Annotated in this window: 16 protein-coding genes and 4 pseudogenes; 9 read left to right on the top strand and 11 right to left on the bottom strand. The window is 37.5% G+C overall.

All coding sequences use genetic code 11. The features are described 5' to 3' along the window. Nucleotides 1-254, bottom strand: a pseudogene (gene xseB / locus ARADI_RS13135) (exodeoxyribonuclease VII small subunit). A gap of 211 nt (nucleotides 255-465) precedes the next feature. Between xseB and thiI the strand changes: the two are divergent. Next, nucleotides 466-1,914 (top strand): tRNA uracil 4-sulfurtransferase ThiI, encoded by a 1,449-nt coding sequence (gene thiI, locus ARADI_RS13130; protein WP_119712318.1) that lies wholly within the window; start codon nucleotides 466-468, stop codon nucleotides 1,912-1,914. Between the two features lie 74 nt (nucleotides 1,915-1,988). On the opposite strand, the pseudogene yajL reads toward thiI, so the two are convergent. Next, a pseudogene (gene yajL, locus ARADI_RS13125) lies at nucleotides 1,989-2,584 on the bottom strand (protein deglycase YajL). Nucleotides 2,585-2,805: 221 nt separating this feature from the next. Here yajL and ARADI_RS13120 point away from each other — a divergent pair. Then, a complete protein-coding gene (locus tag ARADI_RS13120; RefSeq protein ID WP_119712317.1) occupies nucleotides 2,806-3,297 on the top strand; it encodes a YajQ family cyclic di-GMP-binding protein in 492 nt (163 codons plus the stop codon). 5 nt (nucleotides 3,298-3,302) lie between these two features. Here the strand turns inward: ARADI_RS13120 and ARADI_RS13115 are convergent, their stop codons facing one another. The 9 genes and pseudogenes from ARADI_RS13115 to ARADI_RS21175 all read right to left on the bottom strand — a co-directional run bounded on the left by ARADI_RS13115 (nucleotide 3,303) and on the right by ARADI_RS21175 (nucleotide 12,878). Beyond that, nucleotides 3,303-4,700 carry an MFS transporter gene (locus ARADI_RS13115; protein ID WP_119712316.1) on the bottom strand — a complete coding sequence of 466 codons (1,398 nt, stop codon included), beginning with the start codon at nucleotides 4,698-4,700 and terminating at the stop codon, nucleotides 3,303-3,305. 177 nt (nucleotides 4,701-4,877) lie between these two features. After that, a complete protein-coding gene (gene cyoE / locus ARADI_RS13110; RefSeq protein ID WP_119712315.1) occupies nucleotides 4,878-5,762 on the bottom strand; it encodes a heme o synthase in 885 nt (294 codons plus the stop codon). Between the two features lie 15 nt (nucleotides 5,763-5,777). Further along, complete coding sequence (locus tag ARADI_RS13105; RefSeq protein ID WP_119712314.1) at nucleotides 5,778-6,110, bottom strand: cytochrome o ubiquinol oxidase subunit IV; 333 nt, start codon at nucleotides 6,108-6,110, stop codon at nucleotides 5,778-5,780. Continuing rightward, complete coding sequence (locus ARADI_RS13100; RefSeq protein WP_119712313.1) at nucleotides 6,107-6,724, bottom strand: cytochrome o ubiquinol oxidase subunit III; 618 nt, start codon at nucleotides 6,722-6,724, stop codon at nucleotides 6,107-6,109. Before ARADI_RS13100 ends, ARADI_RS13105 begins: the two co-directional genes overlap by 4 nt. Continuing rightward, entirely contained in the window at nucleotides 6,714-8,705 is a 1,992-nt protein-coding gene (cyoB, locus tag ARADI_RS13095; RefSeq protein ID WP_119712312.1) for a cytochrome o ubiquinol oxidase subunit I, read from the bottom strand. Before cyoB ends, ARADI_RS13100 begins: the two co-directional genes overlap by 11 nt. Nucleotides 8,706-8,710: 5 nt before the next feature. Continuing rightward, nucleotides 8,711-9,658, bottom strand: coding sequence for a cytochrome o ubiquinol oxidase subunit II (gene cyoA / locus ARADI_RS13090; protein WP_119712311.1), 948 nt, complete (start codon nucleotides 9,656-9,658; stop codon nucleotides 8,711-8,713). A gap of 374 nt (nucleotides 9,659-10,032) precedes the next feature. Further along, nucleotides 10,033-10,819: pseudogene (locus ARADI_RS13085) on the bottom strand (nucleoside-specific channel-forming Tsx family protein). A gap of 225 nt (nucleotides 10,820-11,044) precedes the next feature. Beyond that, nucleotides 11,045-12,559, bottom strand: a pseudogene (locus ARADI_RS13080) (AmpG family muropeptide MFS transporter). 88 nt (nucleotides 12,560-12,647) lie between these two features. Beyond that, the gene (locus ARADI_RS21175) at nucleotides 12,648-12,878 is read right to left on the bottom strand and encodes a YajG family lipoprotein (protein WP_369407030.1); all 231 of its coding nucleotides are present in this window, start codon (nucleotides 12,876-12,878) and stop codon (nucleotides 12,648-12,650) included. Nucleotides 12,879-13,516: 638 nt separating this feature from the next. Here ARADI_RS21175 and bolA point away from each other — a divergent pair. From bolA to ppiD, 7 genes are all read left to right on the top strand, one after another. Further along, nucleotides 13,517-13,819 (top strand): transcriptional regulator BolA, encoded by a 303-nt coding sequence (gene bolA / locus ARADI_RS13070; protein WP_202864227.1) that lies wholly within the window; start codon nucleotides 13,517-13,519, stop codon nucleotides 13,817-13,819. 365 nt (nucleotides 13,820-14,184) lie between these two features. Beyond that, complete coding sequence (gene tig, locus ARADI_RS13065; protein ID WP_119712309.1) at nucleotides 14,185-15,489, top strand: trigger factor; 1,305 nt, start codon at nucleotides 14,185-14,187, stop codon at nucleotides 15,487-15,489. 266 nt (nucleotides 15,490-15,755) lie between these two features. After that, nucleotides 15,756-16,379 (top strand): ATP-dependent Clp endopeptidase proteolytic subunit ClpP, encoded by a 624-nt coding sequence (clpP, locus tag ARADI_RS13060; RefSeq protein WP_119712308.1) that lies wholly within the window; start codon nucleotides 15,756-15,758, stop codon nucleotides 16,377-16,379. Between the two features lie 116 nt (nucleotides 16,380-16,495). After that, entirely contained in the window at nucleotides 16,496-17,782 is a 1,287-nt protein-coding gene (gene clpX / locus ARADI_RS13055) for an ATP-dependent protease ATP-binding subunit ClpX (protein WP_119712307.1), read from the top strand. A gap of 191 nt (nucleotides 17,783-17,973) precedes the next feature. Then, nucleotides 17,974-20,334, top strand: a complete 2,361-nt coding sequence (gene lon / locus ARADI_RS13050) for an endopeptidase La (RefSeq protein ID WP_119712306.1) — start codon at nucleotides 17,974-17,976, stop codon at nucleotides 20,332-20,334. Nucleotides 20,335-20,564: 230 nt separating this feature from the next. Next, entirely contained in the window at nucleotides 20,565-20,852 is a 288-nt protein-coding gene (locus ARADI_RS13045; protein ID WP_182853253.1) for an HU family DNA-binding protein, read from the top strand. Nucleotides 20,853-20,969: 117 nt separating this feature from the next. Next, nucleotides 20,970-22,883 (top strand): peptidylprolyl isomerase, encoded by a 1,914-nt coding sequence (ppiD, locus tag ARADI_RS13040; RefSeq protein ID WP_369407029.1) that lies wholly within the window; start codon nucleotides 20,970-20,972, stop codon nucleotides 22,881-22,883. The last annotated feature ends 59 nt before the right edge of the window (nucleotides 22,884-22,942 follow it).

Here is a 22,942-nt window from a genome sequence, read left to right as displayed (position 1 = left end):
TTATTTATCTTCCGGCGTAAAGTTGTCTAGTGGTGCATGGTCATCGGCTTGTAACAAAATTTTGACGCATTGTTCTGCCTGTTGCAACGCTTTCTGGTTTGTCTGGCTAATTGGATCCCTTGTTCAAATTCACTTAATGCTTTTTCCAGCGGAAGTTCGCCTGATTCCAAGCGTGTGACTATCTGCTCTAACTTTGTCAAAGAAGTTTCAAAAGATAGCGGATCTTGTCTATCAGATATTTTCTTTTTAGCCATAATCGTTTTACTTGCCTTAATATCAGGTGAATATGCGCGTCAGGCGATTTATTTTACTACATTTATGCAGACAATTTATTCTTTTTGTGATTTTTAGCGACGAACAGCAATATAGTGATATACTTCTCGTCTTAAAATCAAATGCTCTGCTAATAAATATGCATAATATGCGTTTATTCGTAAAAATAAAAACCGACTTTTATACAAAATTATGAAGTTTATTATTAAACTATTTCCTGAAATTACCATTAAAAGCCAATCAGTGCGCTTGCGCTTTATTAAGATCTTGGCTAGCAATATTTTTAATATATTGAAGGTGTTAGATGCGGAAATAACCGTTATTCGCCATTGGGATAATATCAAAGTTCGCACCAAAAAAAACACATATCATGATGAAATTTGCGATGCCTTAACCAGAATTCCTGGCATCCATCATATTCTGTTAGTTGAAGAATATCAATTCCACGATCTCCATCATATTTTTGAGTTAGCTTATGAAATTTATGCTGAATTGCTAACCAATAAAACTTTTTGTGTACGCGTTAAGCGTCGTGGTCAGCACGACTTTACTTCAATTGAAGTAGAACGTTATGTTGGTGGGGGATTAAATCAACATATTTCGTCAGCTAAGGTAAAACTCAATCAGCCTGATATCACCATCAATCTTGAAATTGAAAAGGATAAAGTCATGCTTGTTAAATCCCGTATTCAAGGGATTGGTGGTTTTCCTATCGGTACTCAAGAAGATGTTTTGTCGTTGATATCGGGTGGCGTTGATTCAGGTGTGTCTAGCTACATGCTAATGCGGCGTGGTTGCCGAGTTCATTATTGCTTTTTTAATCTGGGTGGTGCCAGTCATGAGATTGGTGTCAAGCAGGTTGCTTACCATCTTTGGCATCGTTTTGGTCGTTCACATAAAGTACGTTTTGTCGCGATAGATTTTGCTCCGATTATAAGCGAAATTCTTGAAAAGATTGATGATGGCCAGATGGGCGTGGTATTGAAAAGGATGATGGTTCGCGCCTCATCTATAATAGCAGAACGTTATGGGGTTCAGGCTTTAGTAACCGGAGAAGCGTTAGGACAGGTTTCTAGCCAGACATTAACCAATCTACGTGTAATTGATAATGTTACCGATACATTAATTTTACGGCCATTAATTTCACATGATAAAGAAAATATTATTAACCTTGCTCGTGAGATAGGAACGGCAGATTTTGCCCGTATTATGCCTGAATTTTGTGGCGTGATTTCGAAAAAACCAACCGTGAAAGCAGTAAAAGCAAAAATTGAAGCACAGGAAACTAATTTTGATTTTTCTCTACTTGATTATGTTGTTAGTACAGCACAAAATATTGATATTCGTCAGATAATGAATGATAGCGAAGATAAAACGCCAGAAGTGGAAATTGTCACTACATTTTCAGGTGATGATATTGTGCTGGATATTCGTTCCCCTGATGAACAGGAAGCGCGCCCACTCAAGCTTGAAGGTGTTAAAGTAAGGTTACTACCATTTTATAAGCTAAATAACCAATTTGGTGAGTTACCGCAAGAAAACCCCTATTTGCTCTATTGTGAGCGCGGTGTTATGAGCCGCTTACAGGCACTTTATTTACATGAACAAGGTTTTAAAAATGTAAAAGTGTATCGGCCTTAATGGTAACCCATTGACTTTTTCGTCTCAAGGATAGGCGAGTTTCAAGTAAATATACACAATTTGCTATATCACCGTTAGTTTGCATAGTTGTAAATACCAGGCGGCAAGACAAGCTGTGAAGCAACTTCTACTGCCTTTTTTTGCCAATTAATAGCCTCGATAAGTTTAAGTGAAAAGTCAATAGCTGTGGGCAGGCCCTTGGCTAGTGAGTAGTTTTACCTGTTCATCATAATAGACACGACAATCAACGCGTTTGTGACTAGAAATTTTACTTTGTAAAGTAGGATAACCGGTCATATTGCCGATTGGAAATAAATTATGGTGTTCTAGTACGATTGCTGGCACGGCAAAAAGAGCGGCAATGAATGATTTTACCCAGATGATGGGATTGGCGAATTTTTTCAATGATCAGCGGATTATCACGAAACGCCTCCGCGCCTTTCAATCCACCAGGTAATACAATAGTAGTAAAATCCTGTTCAATGATACTGACTAACTGAGTGTCAGTAACAATTTTTAATCCTTGTGAGCAAATTAATACCAATTCGCCATTATCTGCGGTACTCGCAGTTTTTACTGGGATCTCGGCTCTAGTTAACAGATCAATCACTGTTACGGCTTCTATTTCTTCGCTACCATGCGCCCGGCAAACGAGAACAGTTGGTGACATTAGAGTTTCTCTCGGTCTAATTTAATTGATAAATAATCGGATTAATCATGTTGTCAGCCATAACTTACTAACAGCGTCAGCACCAAAGATCGCTATTGTTTTTTATCTGACTGAATCAATTATGCTTTTTGAGGAATTTATTTAACGTTAAGTATAGAGCTTTTGCTGATAATAAAAAGTAGTATTATGCTATTTTATGAGTAATAAGGAGGTCATGAAATATGCCATCATTTGATATAGTTTCTGAAATTGACATGCATGAAGTGAGTAATGCCGTTGAAAATGCGCAACGTGAATTGGCTAGTCGTTGGGATTTTCGCAATGTTGAAGCCAGTTTTGAACTCAATGAAAAGAATGAGTCGATTAAAGTAACGAGCATGTCCGACTTTCAAGTAAACCAATTGGTAGATATTTTACGGGAGAAATTAGCTAAGCGTGGAATAGATGGTGCTGTCTTGAATATACCTGACGATATTGTTCATAGTGGTAGAACTTATAGCCTCGAGGCTTCGTTACTGCAAGGCATTGATTCGGTAATGGCAAAAAAGATCATTAAACTAATTAAAGACAGTAAATTGAAGGTTCAGGCTCAAATTCAGGGAGAACAAGTGCGAGTAACCGGTAAGTCACGGAATAATTTACAATCTGTGATAGCGCTAGTGCGAGAGGCTGAACTTGGTCAACCTTTTCAATTTACTAATTTTCGTGACTAAATTTATCATCCCTGCTGTATCCTACAGCAGGTAGTGTGTGATTGGTTATTAATAATAGTTTCCAACTGTTGCCGACTAATAATTTTTTTATCTATTTTAATGTAGGCACTAAAGGCTTTAAGATCGAACATCACTTCGCACACGCCGGGCTCATTCATTAATTGGCTTTGTAGTAAATTAACATCTTTGATCTGTTGGGGTAAAATTAAACGAATGCTACTGGTATAAGTAGGTTGATGCATATTTAAGCTAATAAAAAACCAACAGGTACAAAGTATCAGGCCGGCCATAAAGACCAAGGAAGCACCATTTAATTGAAAAAGCCATCCCCCTAAGATCCCACCTAAAGCAACGCCCAGAAACTGATTGGTTGAGTAGAGACCCATCGCGGTTCCTTTATATCCAGCAGGCGCTTCTTTACTGATAAGTGAAGGCAATAATGCCTCCATAACATTAAATGCAATAAAAAACAGCTGAAGACCGAATACGATTAACCAAAATTGTTGATTCGAAAAACAAAATGTTAATTCAGAGATAAATAAGATGCTAATGCATAATAAAAAAACTTGTTTCATTCTACGCTGCTTTTCAGCATAGATAACAAAAGGTAGCACTGTAATGAAAGCAATAAGTAAAGTTAGCAAATATATTTTCCAATGTTGATTAGCTGCCAGACCTGAATCGATCATCACTAACGGTAAAGCAACAAAATTTTCCATCAGCAGAGTATGTAAACAAAATATGCCAAAATTAAGTTTAACTAGTTGGCGATTATTAATGATTGTTTGTACACTATTTTTTATAAAATGGGTTTCGCGATTAACGCTATGATATCGGCTATCTGGTACGGCAAAGCGAGTTATTAATATCCCGCCCAAGGCAAGTAAGCTTATCCCCCAAAAAAGGCCATGCAAGCCGATAGCATGGGTAATAATTGGGCCGAGAACGAGTGCAATAGCAAAAGTGATGCCAAAGCTTATTCCCATAAAAGCCATCGCTTTAGTTCTATTTTGTTCACTAGTTAGATCGGACAGCAACGCCATAATTGCAGCAGAAATAGCCCCTGCGCCTTGTAACGCGCGACCGATAATGATACCCCAAATAGAATTTGTCATCGCGGCAATCACACTACCAGCAATAAATATGAGCAAGCCGGCGATAATTAATTGCTTACGACCAAATTGGTCGGACATTAAACCAAATGGGATTTGGCAGATAGCCTGACTGATACCATAAATGCCAATAGCCAGACCAAGTAACAATTCGTTGGCATCTTTTAGCTCACGTCCATAGCTGGCTAAGATGGGTAATACCATGAACATGCCTAACATACGTAATGTGAATACCGCCCCTAACCCCCAAGTTGCCTTTAATTCAATTGGCGTCATTTTACTATCATTCATCGTTTATCTCAGAAATTTCACAAGTGAACATTGTAAAATGGTTTAATCGATTAGTTAATCTATTTGTCGAGTAAGCATTAGCAAGATATGGATAAAAGAGTGAGGAATTCATTCGCATATTGGATGTTTTAACCGTGAAGGTAGTGGCAATTATCTGCCACTATTTAAGATAAATTATTATTTGAGATAGACAAAAATCTGTTCAGCGGTAACAGTTGGATCAATCGACATCATGACACTGAGAGAAGTAATTGCCACGATAGAGAATATAAACAGTTTCCGTGCCCAAAGACGATCATCATTCTGATTTTTAAAGCCAGAAATTGCAATACCAAGCCACCATAAACTCACCGCGGCGGCAATAATAAGATATTTGTAGCCGGTATAGCCACTAATGGTCAGCATAATGGTTGCTACCATAAAAGCAAGGATATATAAAAAGATATGAGTTTTGGCGACCGAAATTCCTTTAATGACTGGTAATACGGGAATATTGGCGGTTTGATAATCTTTGAAACGAAAAATAGCAATTGCATAAGAGTGTGGCATTTGCCATAAGCTAAAGATCAATAGCAGAATCAATGCTCCCATATCAAATTGATCAGCAACAGCACAGTAACCAATAACTGGCGGCGCAGCGCCGGATAAGCTGCCTACCAGGGTGCCATAAACCGATTTACGTTTCATATAGAGACTATAAATACCGATATATATGATAAAACCGATAACGGCCAGTAGTGCCGCTAAGGCATTGGTGGCAATATAAAGTAAAGCTATGCCAGCAATACCCAATATGGTGGCATAAATTAGGCAAAATTTCGGCGCAATGAATCCTTTAGCTAAAGGTCTATTTTTGGTTCTCTCCATCATTCGGTCGATATCTCGGTCAATATAGTTGTTAAAAACACAACCAGAAGCGATAACTAGAGATACGCCGAGTAATGTGGCAATAAATAGTGGGTAATCTATTATACCTTTAGCTGCGAGCAGAAAGCCGCCAATAACAGAAATTAGATTACCGAAAATAATGCCTGGTTTGGTCACTTGTAGATATTGCTTCATTAGATCCACAACTCTTTAGTCGAGCATCATATTGATGTTCAGGTTATACATTATCCACAGCGAGCCAATAACGACAATGCCTATAATTAGCATTGTGAACAGGAAGGCAACCAGATTCCAACGGTCATCTGAAGAGGTATTCATATGTAAGAAACAGACAAGATGTACCAGAATCTGGCTAATTGCCGTACCAACAACGATCCATAAGATAGTGTCATGAGATGCAGTACTATTCATTACCATCCAAAAGGGGATGACCGTTAAAATGACCGAGAGTATAAAGCCAATTAAATAAGTCTTCATACTGCCGTGGCTAGCACCAGAGTGCGGTGTATTTGTGTGACTCATGCAAGTTCCCCCAGCAGATAAACAACGGTGAATACACAGATCCAAACAACATCTAGGAAATGCCAAAAAAGACTTAAACAACTTAAACGGGTTTGATTGAGGGCAGTGAGGCCATGACGTGAGATATGGATTATCATAATGATGATCCAGGCTAAACCAAAGCTTACATGAATACCGTGAGTACTAACTAGCGTAAAGAAAGCGGAAAGGAAAGCGCTGCGATCAGGCCCGTAACCTTCAGAAATGAGCTCATGAAATTCGTAAATTTCCATGATAACAAAGCCGAATCCGAATAAAAAAGTAATCAGTAGCCATAATTTCACCAGATTTATTTTCTGCTTATGCATCGCAAGCATGGCAAATCCATAAGTGATGCTACTAAACAATAATAGGAAGGTTTCGACCAAGACAAAATTGAGGTTAAAAATCTCCTTTTCTGTTGGGCCTCCGGCAGTACCATGAACTAGAACAACGTAGGTAGAAAAAAGGCAAGCAAACAGGATCAGATCGCTCATTAAATAGATCCAAAAACCAAATATTTTTATTGCGCCTATGTCATGATGCCCATGATTCTCATGGGCAATATGTTGATTAGCTATTGAATTAGTCGACATGATGGATACCTGCTTTTTTCAGTTCATCGTAATGCTGTTTTTCAATACGTTTAATTTCTTCTACAGGGACATAATAATCAACATTGTCATCAAAACTTTTACCAATCCAGGTGGCGATAATACCAGCAAAACCAACAATCACCAGCCACCAAATATGCCAGACCATAGCAAAACCGAAGATTAAACAAAACGCTGAAATAATTATTCCGGCAGCAGTATTTTGTGGCATATGAATGGGTTCATATTTGGTTGGTTGTTGATATGCAATCCCTTTTTCTTTCATATCCCACCAAGCATCACGTGTATCAATTTGTAGTTCTTTCGCGAAATTATAAAAAGGTGCAGGGGACGATGCTGACCATTCTAATGTACGACCATCCCATGGATCGCCACTGAAATCGCGATTTTTGTGGCGATCGCGAATACTAACAATTATTTGAATGACTTGGCAGAGAATTCCAATAGCGATCAGTGCAGCACCGAGTGAAGCAACCATCAGCATTGGATGATATTGTGGATCAATGTTTTGACTTAAACGACGAGTCATTCCCATGAAGCCAAGTATATAAAGTGGCATAAAGGCAATAAAAAACCCGCTGATCCAAAACCAAAAAGCACGAACGCCCCATTTTTCATTTAATGTAAAGCCAAATGCTTTCGGGAACCAGTAGGTCATACCAGCAAAGCAACCAAAGACCACTCCACCGATAATGACATTATGGAAATGGGCAATCAGAAATAAACTATTGTGCAGCACAAAATTTGCCCCTGGAACGGCTAGTAGTACGCCAGTCATTCCACCAATCGAAAAGGTAACAATAAAACCAATCGTCCAGAGCATTGGTGTTTTAAATTCGATACGCCCATGGTACATGGTAAATAACCAATTGAATATTTTTACTCCAGTTGGAATAGCAATAATCATAGTGGCTATACCGAAGAAGGCATTGACATTTGCCCCATTTCCCATGGTAAAGAAGTGATGTAACCAGACGACAAACGACATTACGGTAATAACAATGGTTGCCCAGACTAGAGACATATAACCAAATAAACGTTTTTTACAGAAAGTTGCTGTGACTTCCGAAAATACGCCAAAAACAGGTAAAACTAATATATAAACTTCAGGATGTCCCCAAGCCCAGACCAAATTGATATACATCATCATATTGCCGCCCATATCATTAGTGAAGAAATGGGTGCCCAAATATCGGTCAAGTGTGAGTAGTGCGATAGTAACGCTCAGGATAGGAAATGCTGCAATAATCAGTACATTAGTACAAAGCGCTGTCCAAGTAAAAACAGGCATTTTCATCATTGATATACCAGGCGCCCGTATTCGAAGAATGGTGGCAAAAAAGTTTATTCCAGTTAGGGTGGTGCTAATGCCTGATATTTGTAAACTCCATATCCAATAGTCTACCCCGACACCAGGATTGTATTCCTTACCTGATAATGGCGGGTAAGCTAGCCAACCGGTCTGCGCAAATTCACCGATACCTAATGACAGGTTAATCAAGATAACGCCAACGACAAATAACCAAAGACTGAGAGAATTTAAAAATGGAAAGGCAACATCGCGAACACCAATTTGCAATGGTACAATTAAATTCATTAAGCCAACCACAAAAGGTGTTGCCATGAAAAAAATCATGATCACACCGTGAGCGGTAAAGATTTGATCATAATGATGAGGAGGTAAGAAACCGGCCTCACCGGCTGACGCTAATGCTTGTTGACCTCGCATCATTATGGCATCAGCAAAACCGCGCAGTAGCATTATCATGGCAACGATAATATACATAACTCCAATTTTTTTATGATCTACACTAGTTAGCCATTCACTCCACAGCCACTTCCATTTACCAAAATAGGTAATAACGCTTAAAATAGCTATGCCAGCTAATAAAATACAGATCACAGTGATGACAATAATTGGCTCGTGAATAGGGATTGCATCGAGCGTTAATTTACCCAACATACTATTTATTCCTTAGCATCGACATGAGCAGAGTGGTTCATATGGATTATTTGATTGCCAGACATTTCATGTTCAGTTTTGTTAGCATGATTGATATGATGTTCATGGCCGAATTTTAATATCAGTTCTTCATAGAGATTTGGTTTTACACTTGAAAAATAGGTAACAGGGACATTGTGGCTAAGTTTAGCCAATTGATTAAATGTAGTCATACTATCTAGCGTTTTAGTGGATGCTTTTACTTTTTGTACCCATTGATCAAAGCTTGCCGTATCAGGTGTTGCAATTACATTAAATTTCATGTCTGAAAAGCCGTGACCGCTATAACTTGATGAAAAGCCTTTATAGGTCGCAGGTTCATTAGCAATTAAGTGAAGCTTCGTTTGCATACCAGCCATCGCATAAATTTGACCACCAAGTGCGGGGATAAAGAAAGAATTCATCACTGACTCGGCTGTCACTTTAAAGTTAATTGGCACACCGACAGGAATGGCGATTTCATTAACGGTAGCGATATTTTCTTCTGGATAGACAAACACCCATTTCCAATCGGTAGAAATGACCTGAATGGTAATCGGTTTTTTATCGCTTTCTAATGGTTTATAAGGATCCAATTGATGCGTGGTTTTCCAGGTGATCACGGCAAGAATGATGATGATGATGATAGGAACTGTCCAGCAAACTAACTCAATTTTATTTGAATGTGCCCAATCTGGCCGGTAGGTTGCTTGTTTATTGCTTGCTCGATATTTTATGGCGAAGATAAGCGCCATAAAAATGACAGTAATGACAACAATTAACATTAAACCAAGCGCAGTCAGTATCAGTCTTTTTTGTTCAACACCAATGGCGCCCTTGGGATCCATTAATACCATATTGCAACCAGTTAGCAGGAAAACAGTAGTAAACAGTGAGATGACTCCAATACTTCCTTTATATTTTATAAGTCTCATTTAGCGACCCCAAATGACAAAGATGGTTATTGTCGTTTTGTTCAGTGTGGGTATTTTACGGTAAGGTTGTATTAGTGTAAACAATTGTAAGGCGCACAAATATAACTGTTATTACTTTCTGTTAAAGTGATCACAAGTAAAATTGAATTCATTATAGAATTGTTTAAATGATTATTTTTTGGTTCACAATTATTTACATTAAATAATTTTTTTATTAATAAAAAGGAAGCAGATAAAAGGAAATCAAAATGTGATTTTATAGATTGAAAATTAATTATTATGCTAAATAGTTAGTTTTAAATATTTATTATTTAGCATTAGTTAAAAAATGGCGTTCATTTTCAAATAAGCTGGCTTTACGTTAGCTTAGGTGATTAAAAATTATATTTGATGGTATAAATGATTCCCATCGTGATAAAAATCATCACCAAGCTTGTTATCAGCATAGCGATATTGAATACTTGTAGATAAAGTTTCAAAAGGCGTCCACCATAAGGCTATAGCACCGTTAATACCTTCTTTGCCGCCATTACCATAGCCTTTTGCGCGATTAAATTCTATCTCATGCCAATTAGTGATAGAAAAGTTTTGTGACCATAATTGAAAACTATAGCCGGCAACCCAACCAATGACATAGCTATTGTTGCCAGAATAGAAAGTTTGATCAACATAATGTAAGGCTAAGAAGGGTTTTAGCCAAAAATCTCTTAGTGAGAAATTGTAGCCAAAACCATAAAGCGTGTTAATTTCATGGAAATTAACACCGTATTTATAGCCAAGTAAAGACCAAATACCATAAAGATGCCCATAGAGATTAAAGCCGCTGTCACCTAAGTAGAAACGACCAGTTGTTTTAACGGCGTACCGTTGGTTTTTGCTGGGCTCTGTTTTACGTTGATGAAATGGATTTTCAACATCAAAGAAACCATAGAGTTCACCCCAATTAAAGTTAACGCCTCCTTCCAGTTCAAGATAGGCAAAATCTTTTTTACCGGTAGTGTGAGCCTATTTATTTTCTGCGCGTTGTGACCAGTTAAAATAATTTAGACTGATATTAGCGAAACCATTTTGATAACCAACGGAATTTTCTGTTGTAGTACTGGCCATGATAAACGGAGTTAGCGACGTTAATATCGCAATAGGTAAAAACTTTTTACTCATAAAATTTGTTAACTTAATTTTAAATAAATTTAAACGCATTTTAATATAATAAAATGCGAAAGTGAAAGCTCCGAGATGATAGAGTTTGTTTTTGTAAATAGAAATTTGATCTTTTGCATACAGTGATAAAGATACAATCTGTATCAATGATTATTTTATAGCAGTCAATAATAAATCATTAATATAAATATTTTGCAATATAACTATTTGTATTTTTTATATATTCTAATGGCTATCGTGGCATTTTTTTGGTATGCTGGTTTTACGTATCGCCAGATAATCCAGGGTTCCGCCTAAAATAAAACCAATAGTCCCAATTATGATACTTAAATTAATCAGTTGATCTTTATAAATTAACATTTTAAACCATAGTTCAATCGGTTGCGTAAATAAATTTATCTTGCCTGCCGAAAAATAACTTAAAATTGTTATTATTAACCAATAATATAAATATGCTTGCTGAGATGGCAAGATAATTTATAGGATTGCTTAAAATAAGTTCGACGCATAAATTGGCCGGTTTGTTGGATATAAGATAAAGATTGTTTTCGTATCAATATTAAAAAAATACTTGGTAATGAAATAACGATAGAAATAAGATAAAAAGCGGACCAATCATATTTGCTCATTAGCGCGCTTGCCATGGGCCCAACATAGACCCGCCCAATAGCAGAAGTAAAGCAAATTAAGTTACAGAAAGCGAATGATTGCAAAGCGTCATCAGTAGTACAACAAAAGCGGAAGTGCCCAGTGCCCATGCCAGAAAAGATATTTTTAATAAAGATAACGCTGCTGGTGGTATAAATATTGGCGGGAGTTACTGCCAGAAACCAATAACCAAAATTAGAAATAGTCTGTAAAATACCGAAAAATAAGTAAGGCTTTAAATAACGACATTTTTTGCATGATATAGCCGCCATGTAAATCGCCAATAATAGTTGCAAATAGTCCAAAAGTTTTATTAATGGTGCCAACTTCAGCCAGGGAAAAGCCAAGTTTATTTAATAGGAAATTGGTACTCAGTGCCATAACAAATGCATCACCTATTTTATAAAAAATGATCAATAACAAGGTGATCCAGGGCATTATTACGACTAAAAAATTCGACAAAGGGTTCATAGGTAGCTTCATACAATGTTTTGGATGGTGGCGATTTTATTAGTGGTTCTTTAGCGGATAGTGTTGCATAGACATTAATTAGCATTAGGCTGGCCATCAGTAGATAAAGTTGCTGCCAAGTAACAAAATGGTCGACCAACCGTAAAGCTAATCCACCTGAAACCAACACACTAATACGATAACCCATAACGTATATTGCCGCGCTAGCGCCCGCGCTCTTCTGTTAACAATAAATCGGTTTTATAAGCATCAAAAACAATATCTTGTGAGGGGGAGCAGAAAGCGACCAGCACCGCAACAGCTGCCAGCCACCAAAGATGCTCTTTGGGATCGATAAATCCCATCGTCGCAATGCTGATAATCAGTAAAATCTGAGTGGTTAATAACCAACCACGCCGGCGGCCTAGCCAAGGCAGGGTGTAGTGATCCATTAATGGTGACCAAAGAAACTTTAATACATAAGCTTGGCCGACTAATGAAAAAAAACCGATCGTTTTAATATCAATATTTTCAACGGTTAACCAGGCTTGCAAAGTACTTGCGGTAAGTGCCAGCGGTAACCCTGACACAAAAACCTAGCAAAAGCAGTGCTCGGGAACGATGTTGGCTAAAAACAGCCAGGTAGTTTTTTTCATAGTCGTCTTGTTACGCGGTTATTGTCAGACAAAGCCATTACTGGCAGCACACTCGACTTAACACGCTGAAAAATTCATTGTGCGTTTTGTTTTATAAACTGGTTTGTTTCAGGATCATTAGCCATATCAGCTATAATGTTGGTTAACGCTTTATTGATAGCAGAAGCAATTTTTTTGTTACTAGCATCAAGAGGCCCTTGTTCATTATAGATACGTGTACTGGTTGACCCACTAGATGCCATAGCTACGACACTAATCGCAACATCGACAAATAATATTATGACGTAAACTGCCTTTTTATACATCGGCATACAGCTTATTTAGCGCAATTTGTAAATTAATATTAGTCGGTGCACTAACCGTATAACTTCTAGCGCTCATCTGTTTTTATAATGTTTCTTGTAAAAGATAGCGTAAATCGCGAGAGGGTTTTAATACCGCTAGTGCTGCATTACGATTAACTTCGGCAAGTGCCGTTGAGCTTCTTTTATCAATCTAGTAATATTTATTGAAACTGCTCTTATGGTTGGATCTTGAGTTGGCAGGGTAATATTTGGCTCGATAGACAGGGTGTTACTTGATGCGACACATCCTATTAAACTCAATGAGATTAACAGAGCAGTGATCAGATGAAAGGTATTTTTTAACATGTTTTCTCAACCTATTTTGGTATGACTTGATTTAATCGTTACCATACTTTTGTATTTTACTGTTAGTATGCCAGAAAGTTATCGGCATTTGGTGAAGAAACCGACTAAAAAATTGGTCTGGATTATGCTTTAATCGTAATTTAGTAATATCTAATCCTATTTCTAACCGATATTGGATAAATCGTAGTGAGTTATAATAAAAAACAGATTAATCATTTTTACTGGCATAAATGTTTACTTGGTAAATTAAGTCGAAAGAGTCTATTAATATGGTAACCAAACCTATGCAAACCATGTGTAAGCAAATTGAAGAAAAACTAGAATACGCTTTTTCGCCGGTATATTTTATGGTATTAGATGAAAGTGATAAACATAATGTTCCGCCAGGTACGGAAAGTCACTTTAAAGTTATTTTAGTGACAGAAAAATTTGCAGCACAAAGGATGATTGCTCGTCACCAAGCTGTTTATGAATTATTAGCAGATGCATTATCTAATAGCGTTCATGCATTAGCATTACATACTTATACCCCAACTGAGTGGCAACAGCGCCAACAGAAGGCTCTTTCTTCACCAGCTTGCCGTGGTGGAGAGTAGGTCAATCGAGGTTAAGAACTAGATAATTATGCTGACTTAACCAAATATTATTTAGCAATAATTGTTGGTATAAAATATTTTTATCGTTATATATCTTACACCGTGTTAGTCATATCAATTTTGCTACAAAAGCCAGTATTTAGAGCGTTTACTATTTATTATTCACCTTTGCTCGACTCGCCCCATATGCATCTGTATAATGTCGCGTCTAATTTTCTATAAGGTTTCGGAGCGGCTTCTACTTAACGGGGAGCCTCAAAAATAGAGGGTAAACCCGGGATTTGGGGGCAGTATGTTATCAGGAGATGTCTGATAACATTCACTCTGGAGTTGTCCGAGTACTAAGATTCTTTTGAGGTAACAAGATGCAAGTTTCTGTTGAAACAACTCAAGGCCTGTGGCGTCGTGTAACAATTACCGTTCCTAATGCTGATATTGAAAAAGCGGTGAATGGTGAATTAATTAATGTGTCAAAAAAAGTGCGCATTGATGGTTTTCGTAAAGGCAAAGTGCCAATGAATATCGTTAAACAACGTTATGGTACTTCTGTATTACAGGACGTGCTAGGCGATATAATGCAGCGTAATTTTGTCAGTGCAATCATAGAACAAAAAATTAATCCAGCTGGGGCGCCAAAATATCAACCTGAGCAATTTAAAACGGGTGAAGATTTTACCTATACCGTTGAATTCGAAGTCTATCCAGAAATTGAGTTAAAGGGTTTAGAAAATATCAAGGTTGAAAAACCTATTGTTGCGGTAAAAGATGAAGATGTTGACACAATGCAGGAAACATTACGCAAGCAACAAGCGACTTGGCAAGAGATAAAAGAAAAAGTTGCTGCAGATTCGCGAGTGACTATCGATTTTAAAGGCACAATTGATGGTGAAGCGTTCGAAGGTGGTAACGCGAGCGATTTTGTGCTGGTAATGGGTGAAGGTCCTATGATACCTGGTTTTGAAGATGGTATTATGAGTCATCAAGAGGGTGAAGAATTTACTATCGATGTCAATTTTCCGGCCGATTATCACGCAGAAAATTTAAAAGGTAAAGCGGCTAACTTTGCTATCACTTTGAAGAAAGTGGAACAACGTGTATTACCAGAACTGACCGAAGAATTTATCAAGCAATTTGGTGTTCCTGACGGTTCGATGGAGAGTTTACGTGCGGAAGTACGCAAAAATATGGAGCGTGAATTAAAAACCACTGTTCGTAATCGAATTAAGACACAAGTACTTGATGGTTTAGTTAAGGAAAACGAAATTGAGGTGCCTACTGCTATTGTTGACAGTGAAATAAATGTACTACGTCGACAAGCTGCACAACGTTTTGGTGGCAATGAAAAACAAGCGTTAGAATTACCACGTGAAATATTTGAAGAGCAAGCTAAACATCACGTTATTGTTGGTTTATTATTAGGTGAAGTTATCAATAAAAACTCGCTAACTGCAGATGATGTTCGTGTAAAGTCACTGATTGAAGAGATGGCTTCAGCTTATGAAGATCCCTCTGAAGTGATCGAATACTATAGCAAAAATAAAGAGTTAATGGATAGTGTTCGTAATTTGGCGCTAGAAGAACAAGCCATTGAAATATTATTAGAAAAAGCGGAAGTAACAGATAAAGAAATTCAATTCCAAGAGTTAATGAATCAGGCTCAGATGAGGTAATTGCTGAGTAGTGAAATGCTATTATCTGGTTTTGTGAAAACCCGTGGTTTTATGCTACGGGTTTTTTATCGTTAAAAAACTTTTTTTTCTTGAAAAAAGAAAAGAATAACCCCAAATAATTTTCTATATTGTTGTATGACTTTCTTCATAAGGGCGAATATCCCTTTATGAATAATGGTTAAGTTTGTAATTATAGTCATTCTTATTTATCTCGAGTAGAAATTAGATAGATTGGGCACCATAAAGCGTTTAATTAGGAGATGGAAATGTCATATGATAACAATCAAGATCAATTTGCGCCGCATATGGCATTGGTGCCAATGGTAATCGAGCAGACTTCACGCGGTGAACGTTCTTATGATATTTATTCGCGCCTACTTAAAGAAAGAATTGTTTTTTTAACAGGCCAGGTCGAAGATCACATGGCAAATTTAGTGGTTGCTCAAATGCTGTTTTTAGAAGCTGAAAACCCTGATAAAGACATTCATCTTTATATTAATTCACCGGGTGGCGTCATTACGGCAGGTATGTCAATTTATGACACGATGCAATTTATTAAACCTGACGTTAGTACAATTTGTATGGGGCAAGCATGTTCAATGGGCGCTTTTTTGCTTACCGCCGGTACTAAAGGAAAACGTTACTGTTTGCCCAATTCTCGTGTCATGATCCACCAACCTTTAGGCGAATTTCAAGGACAAGCGTCGGATATCGAAATTCACGCCAAAGAAATTTTAAAAATTAAATCGCGCATGAATGAATTAATAGCTAAGCATACGGGTAAAAAAATAAAAGAGATTGAGAACGATACCGAACGGGATCGTTTTTTATCTGCAGAGGAAGCAGTTATTTATGGTTTGGTAGATAAAATTTATACTAATCGTAATTAATTTACATAAATGTATGGCATGCCTGATATAGTTATATACATGATTAATTAGTAACAGTTTTTTGTTACCCTCTTTGTTAAAATTAGGGTGATGGTTAAAAAAGTGAGGTTATCTGAATGACAGATAAACGCAAAGAGAGTTCAGGAAAGTTGCTGTACTGCTCCTTCTGCGGAAAAAGCCAGCATGAAGTTCGTAAGTTAATTGCTGGTCCGTCAGTTTATATCTGTGATGAGTGTGTTGAGCTCTGTAACGATATTATTCGAGAAGAAGTTAAAGAGATTGCACTACATCGTGAGCGCAGCGCATTACCGACACCCCATGAAATTCGTTATCATCTTGATGATTATGTTATTGGCCAGGAAAATGCCAAGAAAGTATTGGCGGTAGCCGTTTATAACCATTATAAACGCCTACGTAATATTTCTAACGAAGGAATGAATGGCGAAGGAGTAGAACTAGGTAAAAGTAATATTTTGCTTATTGGGCCGACAGGCAGTGGTAAGACACTATTAGCTGAAACTTTGGCTCGTTACCTGGATGTACCATTTACCATGGCTGATGCGACAACATTAACAGAAGCGGGTTATGTTGGCGAAGATGTAGAAAATATTATTCAGAAACTTCTACAAGAATGCGACTATGATGTAGAAAAAGCACAGCGTGGTATCGTCTATATTGACGAAATTGATAAAATATCCCGTAAATCTGACAACCCGTCAATTACACGCGATGTTTCAGGTGAAGGCGTTCAGCAAGCTTTACTTAAACTTATTGAAGGTACAATTGCAGCAGTGCCCCCTCAAGGAGGCCGTAAACATCCACAACAGGAATTTTTGCAAGTCGATACTTCTAAAATTCTATTTATTTGTGGTGGTGCATTTGCAGGTCTTGATAAAGTGATTGGCCAACGGTTAAATACACGTTCAGGTATTGGTTTCTCAGCTGAGGTCAAAAGCGAATCTGAGCGAGCGACTGAAGGTGAGTTACTTTCTCAAGTGGAACCAGAAGATTTAATTAAGTTTGGTTTGATTCCTGAATTTATTGGTCGTTTACCTGTCGTAGCTACTTTAGGTGAATTAAGTGAAGAAGCATTAATTCAGATTCTGAAAGAGCCTAAAAATGCGTTGACTAAACAATATCAAGCACTTTTTGAACTTGAAGGCGTTAGTCTTGAGTTTCGTGAAGAAGCATTGAAAGCAATTGCGAAAAAAGCCATGTCGAGGAAAACCGGAGCACGTGGTTTACGTTCTATTGTGGAAGGCGCTTTGCTAGAAACTATGTATGATTTGCCATCAATGGAGCATGTTGAGAAGGTACTGATTGATGAAATGGTGGTTGCCGGTCAATCAGAACCTTTAGTGATTTATAGTCAGCCTGATATACAAGCATCAGGTGAAAAATAAATCTTAATGCTTTTCTTAGTTGAATTGTGTAATGCAAAATGAGGGTTTTTCCCTCATTTTGTGTTTAATACCGAATCAGGCTATTGAATGTCAAAACTTTGTCCCCATGTAACTTTATATTTAAATTGAGGTTTCTCAAAACTTTTAAGGAAACCCTAAAATTGGCATAAGCTAAACGAAGAGAGAACCTTATGAATCTTGAGTGTTCCGAACGAATTGAAATTCCTGTACTGCCTCTACGAGATGTTGTGGTTTATCCACATATGGTGATCCCATTGTTCGTTGGCCGTGAGAAATCGATTCACTGTCTTGAAGCTTCAATGGATCAGAATAAGCAGGTCATGTTGGTGGCTCAAAAAGAAGCATCGACTGATGAGCCAGGAGTAAATGATCTTTTCTCTGTAGGGACAGTTGCTTCTGTTTTGCAGATGTTAAAACTACCAGATGGTACGGTTAAAGTCTTAGTTGAAGGTCTGCGTCGTGCAAAAATCACTACGCTAACAGATAATGGAGAATATTTCATTGCTCAGGCTGAGTATTTTAGTTCTCAGACTGTTGATGAAAAAGAGCAAGAAGTCTTAAATCGGACAACCATTAATCAGTTTGAAGGCTATATTAAACTGAATAAAAAGATCCCACCTGAAGTATTAACATCATTACATTCTATTGAACAATCGGACAAATTGGCTGATACAATCACTTCTCATATGCCGTTAAAACTAGCGGATAAACAGCGTGTATTAGAAATGGCGGATGTGGTTGAGCGCCTTGAATATTTGATGGCAATGATGGAGTCTGAAATTGATTTACTGCAGGTTGAAAAACGTATTCGTAATCGTGTTAAAAAGCAGATGGAGAAAAGTCAGCGTGAATACTATTTGAATGAGCAGATGAAAGCAATTCAGAAAGAATTAGGTGAGATGGAAGACGCGCCTGATGAATATGAAATGTTCAAACGAAAAATCGAAGAAGTTAAAATGCCTAAGGAGGCTGGGCAAAAAGCGGAGGCAGAATTACAAAAATTGAAAATGATGTCACCTATGTCTGCTGAAGCGACAGTTTTACGGAGCTATATTGATTGGATGGTGCAGGTCCCGTGGAATGCTCGTAGTAAAGTTAAAAAAGATTTGCTGAAAGCTCAGGAGACACTGGATAGCGATCATTATGGTTTAGAGCGTGTTAAGGAACGTATTCTTGAATACTTAGCTGTGCAAAGTCGTGTGAGTAAAATTAAAGGGCCAATTTTATGTTTGGTGGGACCGCCTGGTGTTGGTAAAACATCATTGGGTCAATCAATTGCTAAAGCGACAGGGCGTAAATATATTCGTATGGCACTTGGTGGTGTCCGTGATGAAGCAGAAATTCGTGGGCATAGACGAACATACATTGGCTCTATGCCCGGGAAACTTATTCAAAAAATGGCAAAAGTGGGTGTTAAGAACCCCTTATTTTTGTTAGATGAAATTGACAAAATGTCTTCGGATATGCGTGGTGATCCAGCATCGGCTTTACTTGAAGTACTTGATCCAGAACAAAATGTTGCGTTTAATGATCACTATTTAGAAGTTGATTATGACCTTTCTGATGTGATGTTCGTTGCGACTTCAAACTCGATGAACATTCCAGCACCGTTATTAGATCGTATGGAAGTGATTCGTCTTTCAGGTTACACCGAAGATGAAAAACTTAATATTGCCAAAAAACATTTGTTACCTAAACAGATTCAGCGAAATGCATTGAAAAAAGGCGAGCTTATGATCGACGATAGCGCAATTATTGGTATTATTCGTTATTATACCCGCGAGGCTGGTGTTCGTGGTTTAGAACGTGAAATTTCCAAATTATGCCGTAAAGCAGTAAAAGCACTACTGATGGATAAATCATTGAAACACCTTTTCATCAATGAAGATAATCTAAAAGACTATCTTGGTGTGCGTAAAGTTGATTACGGTCGTGCAGATACCGAAAATCGTATCGGTCAAGTGACGGGTTTAGCTTGGACAGAAGTTGGTGGCGATTTATTAACTATTGAAACCGCTTGTGTACCTGGCAAAGGTAAACTCACTTATACCGGATCGTTAGGTGAGGTTATGCAAGAATCGATTCAAACGGCGTTAACTGCAGTTCGGGCGCGAGCAGAAAAGCTAGGTATTAATGCTGATTTCTACGAAAAACGGGATATTCATGTGCATGTACCTGAGGGAGCAACACCAAAAGATGGTCCCAGTGCAGGAATTGCAATGTGCACAGCGTTAGTTTCTTGTTTGACCGGTAATCCTGTACGAGCAGACGTAGCGATGACTGGTGAGATAACATTACGAGGATTAGTGTTACCAATTGGTGGTTTAAAAGAAAAATTGTTAGCCGCTCACCGTGGTGGTATAAAAATCGTGTTAATTCCCGATGAAAATCGTCGAGATTTGGAAGAAATACCCCAAAATGTTATCGCAGATCTAAAAATTTACCCGGTAAAGACCATTGAAGAGGTTTTTTCTATTGCACTACAAAATCCACACTTTGGGATGGAAATAGTGACTAAGAAATGCTCTTAATGCATTGATTTAAATTAAAAATTTAATATAAACTTAAAACTGATAAATCTTAAATGATTTATCAGTTTTTTTATCCACTAAATAATTTAAGTAAACAAATCTATAATTATTTGGCTGTAATATGTTTTCTTGCCATACTTTTGTAGTATTGATACGACGGTGTCATCTTTTTGTGAACCGTTAGCAATATGTTTGTTTAATACATAATTAATAAAATGGGGATGATAAGCGTGAAAAAGAAAGAGCTAATAGAAAAAATTGCTAAAGAGTCAAAGGCTGCTAAATCAGTTTCTGAGAGCGTTTTAAATGTATTTCTTAAAATTGTATCTCAAACTCTTAAAAAAGGAGATAAAGTTCAGTTAATAGGCTTTGGCTCTTTTGAAGTTAAAAATCGTCCAGCACGTACTGGACGTAATCCTCAAACAGGCAAGGCCATTAAGATAGCTGCGGCAAAGGTACCGTCATTTAAAGCTGGTCAAGGATTAAAAGATACGGTTAACGGCCACAAGAAAAAATAAGAATTGCGGCATACTATTAACGGATAAACTAAAATCGAATCAATTGTTTTAGTAAATTAGGATCGAGCGCATCATAAAAGTGATGCGCTTTTTTCTTTTAGGCTAAAATAGCGTATTATGCGTCTATTTACTTTGACTAAAACGGAGAGTAGCCTCTTTATGATGGACAACCTACGCACGGCGGCGAATAGTCCTGTGCTAAAAATAGTATTTGTGATTATTATCCTATCTTTTGTGCTTACCGGCGTTGATGGTTACCTGATTGGCGGTTCAAGTAATCACGCGGCGAAAGTGAATGGCACAGCAATTAGTCAAGTTCAATTACAGCAAGCTTTTCAGCAAGAAAAGCAAGCATTACAAGAACGACTAGGTGATCAATTTGCTGAAATTGCTAGCAGCGAGCAAGGGATCCAGATGTTGCGTCGTCAAGCTTTAGAACGTTTAATTGGTGTGACATTGCTTAATCAATATTCAAATCAATTGGGTTTAACGGCGAGTGATGAGCAAATTAAGCAAGATATCTACAACATGCCGATATTTCAGACTGACGGGCATTTTGATAATGAAAAATATCGCGCTATTTTATCTCAACATAATGTTAATGCCGATGATCTTGCCCAAGAAATACGACAGAATTTGATTAACCGTCAACTCAGTAAAATGTATGTGACAGATGAATTTGTCTTACCTGAAGAAATTAAGTCCTATGCTGAGTTACTTTTACAGCAACGTGAAGTGAAAACAGCAACTATATCGCTTGCTAACTATCAATCTAAACAAACGGTTACAGATAAAGAGTTACAAGATTACTATAATACACATCAGAACAGTTTTATTTCACCCGAACAGGTACAGGTTAGTTATATTAAGTTAGATGCCGCTTCTCAAACTGAAAATGTGGCAGTCAAAGATGAAGAGCTGAAAAGCTATTATGAGCAAAATATAGCTAATTTTACGCAGCCTGCTCAAAAACATTACAGCATGATCCAATTGGCAACAGAAAAAGAAGCCGATTCCGTTGCTAAAGAATTGGCTAGTGGGGCTGATTTTAAGCAATTAGTTGCCGAAAAATCGACAGATAAATTTAGTGCAGCAAATCATGGTGCTCTTGGTTGGATGGAGGCGACTTCTACGTCAAGTGAAATTATTGCTGCGAATCTAACTAAAAAAGGGCAGGTTTCTGGCGTAATAAAATCGGCCAGCAATTATATTATATTTCGTCTTGATGATATTAAATCTGAAGTAATAAAACCTTTTCAGTCAGTAAAAACTGAGATTGCCGATAGCTTAAAAAATGAAAAAGCGATTAATGCATTTTATTCATTACAACACACTGCAAGTCGCGCGGCGATGGATGATAATGAATCGTTAGCAGCAGCTGAAAAAGTTACTGGTATTAAAGCGGTAACAACAGATTGGTTTAGTCGTAATAATCTTCCTGAAGAAATAAGATTTGATAAAGTGGCTGATACTATTTTTAACGGCAACTTATTAGATAAAAATGGGCCAACAGGTATTAACTCAGATGTTATTAATGTCGATGGTGATCGTGCGTTTGTTATTCGAGTTGAAAAATATAAACCAGAGGTAACACAACCATTCGATGAGGTGAAAAAATCAGTAGCTGAATTAGTCAAGCTTAATAAAGCTACAAAAGAGATGGAAGCAGAGGGCAATAAATTGCTGACCGCATTAAAACAAGGGACAGGTGAAGCGGCTTTGGCAAAACAGGGTATTACTTTTGGTGAGGCTGAGATTATTAAACGTTTTGATCAAAATGACTCATTGGCTGAGCAAATTTTTCAGATGCCAATTCCTAAAGAAAATACACCGACTTATCTCAGTAGCAAAGATAGCAAAAATAATTTAGTGATTATTCAATTGGTCAAGGTTACTCAAGGGCAACCGACGGAAGATGAATTAAAAGTCTTTTCGCAACGCTATAAAATGATACTTGGCGATGTAATGATGGAATCACTGATGTTGAATTTACGTGATAAGGCTAAAATCGATTTGGGCCGAATTGAGTAATTTGCGATCGACTTCCACATAATTGTATATAATTACATAAATTAGAGGCTGCACAAGTG

The organism is Arsenophonus endosymbiont of Aleurodicus floccissimus, from assembly GCF_900343025.1.
Classification (GTDB): domain Bacteria; phylum Pseudomonadota; class Gammaproteobacteria; order Enterobacterales; family Enterobacteriaceae; genus Arsenophonus.
This window is presented reverse-complemented; position numbering and strand designations above follow the sequence as displayed.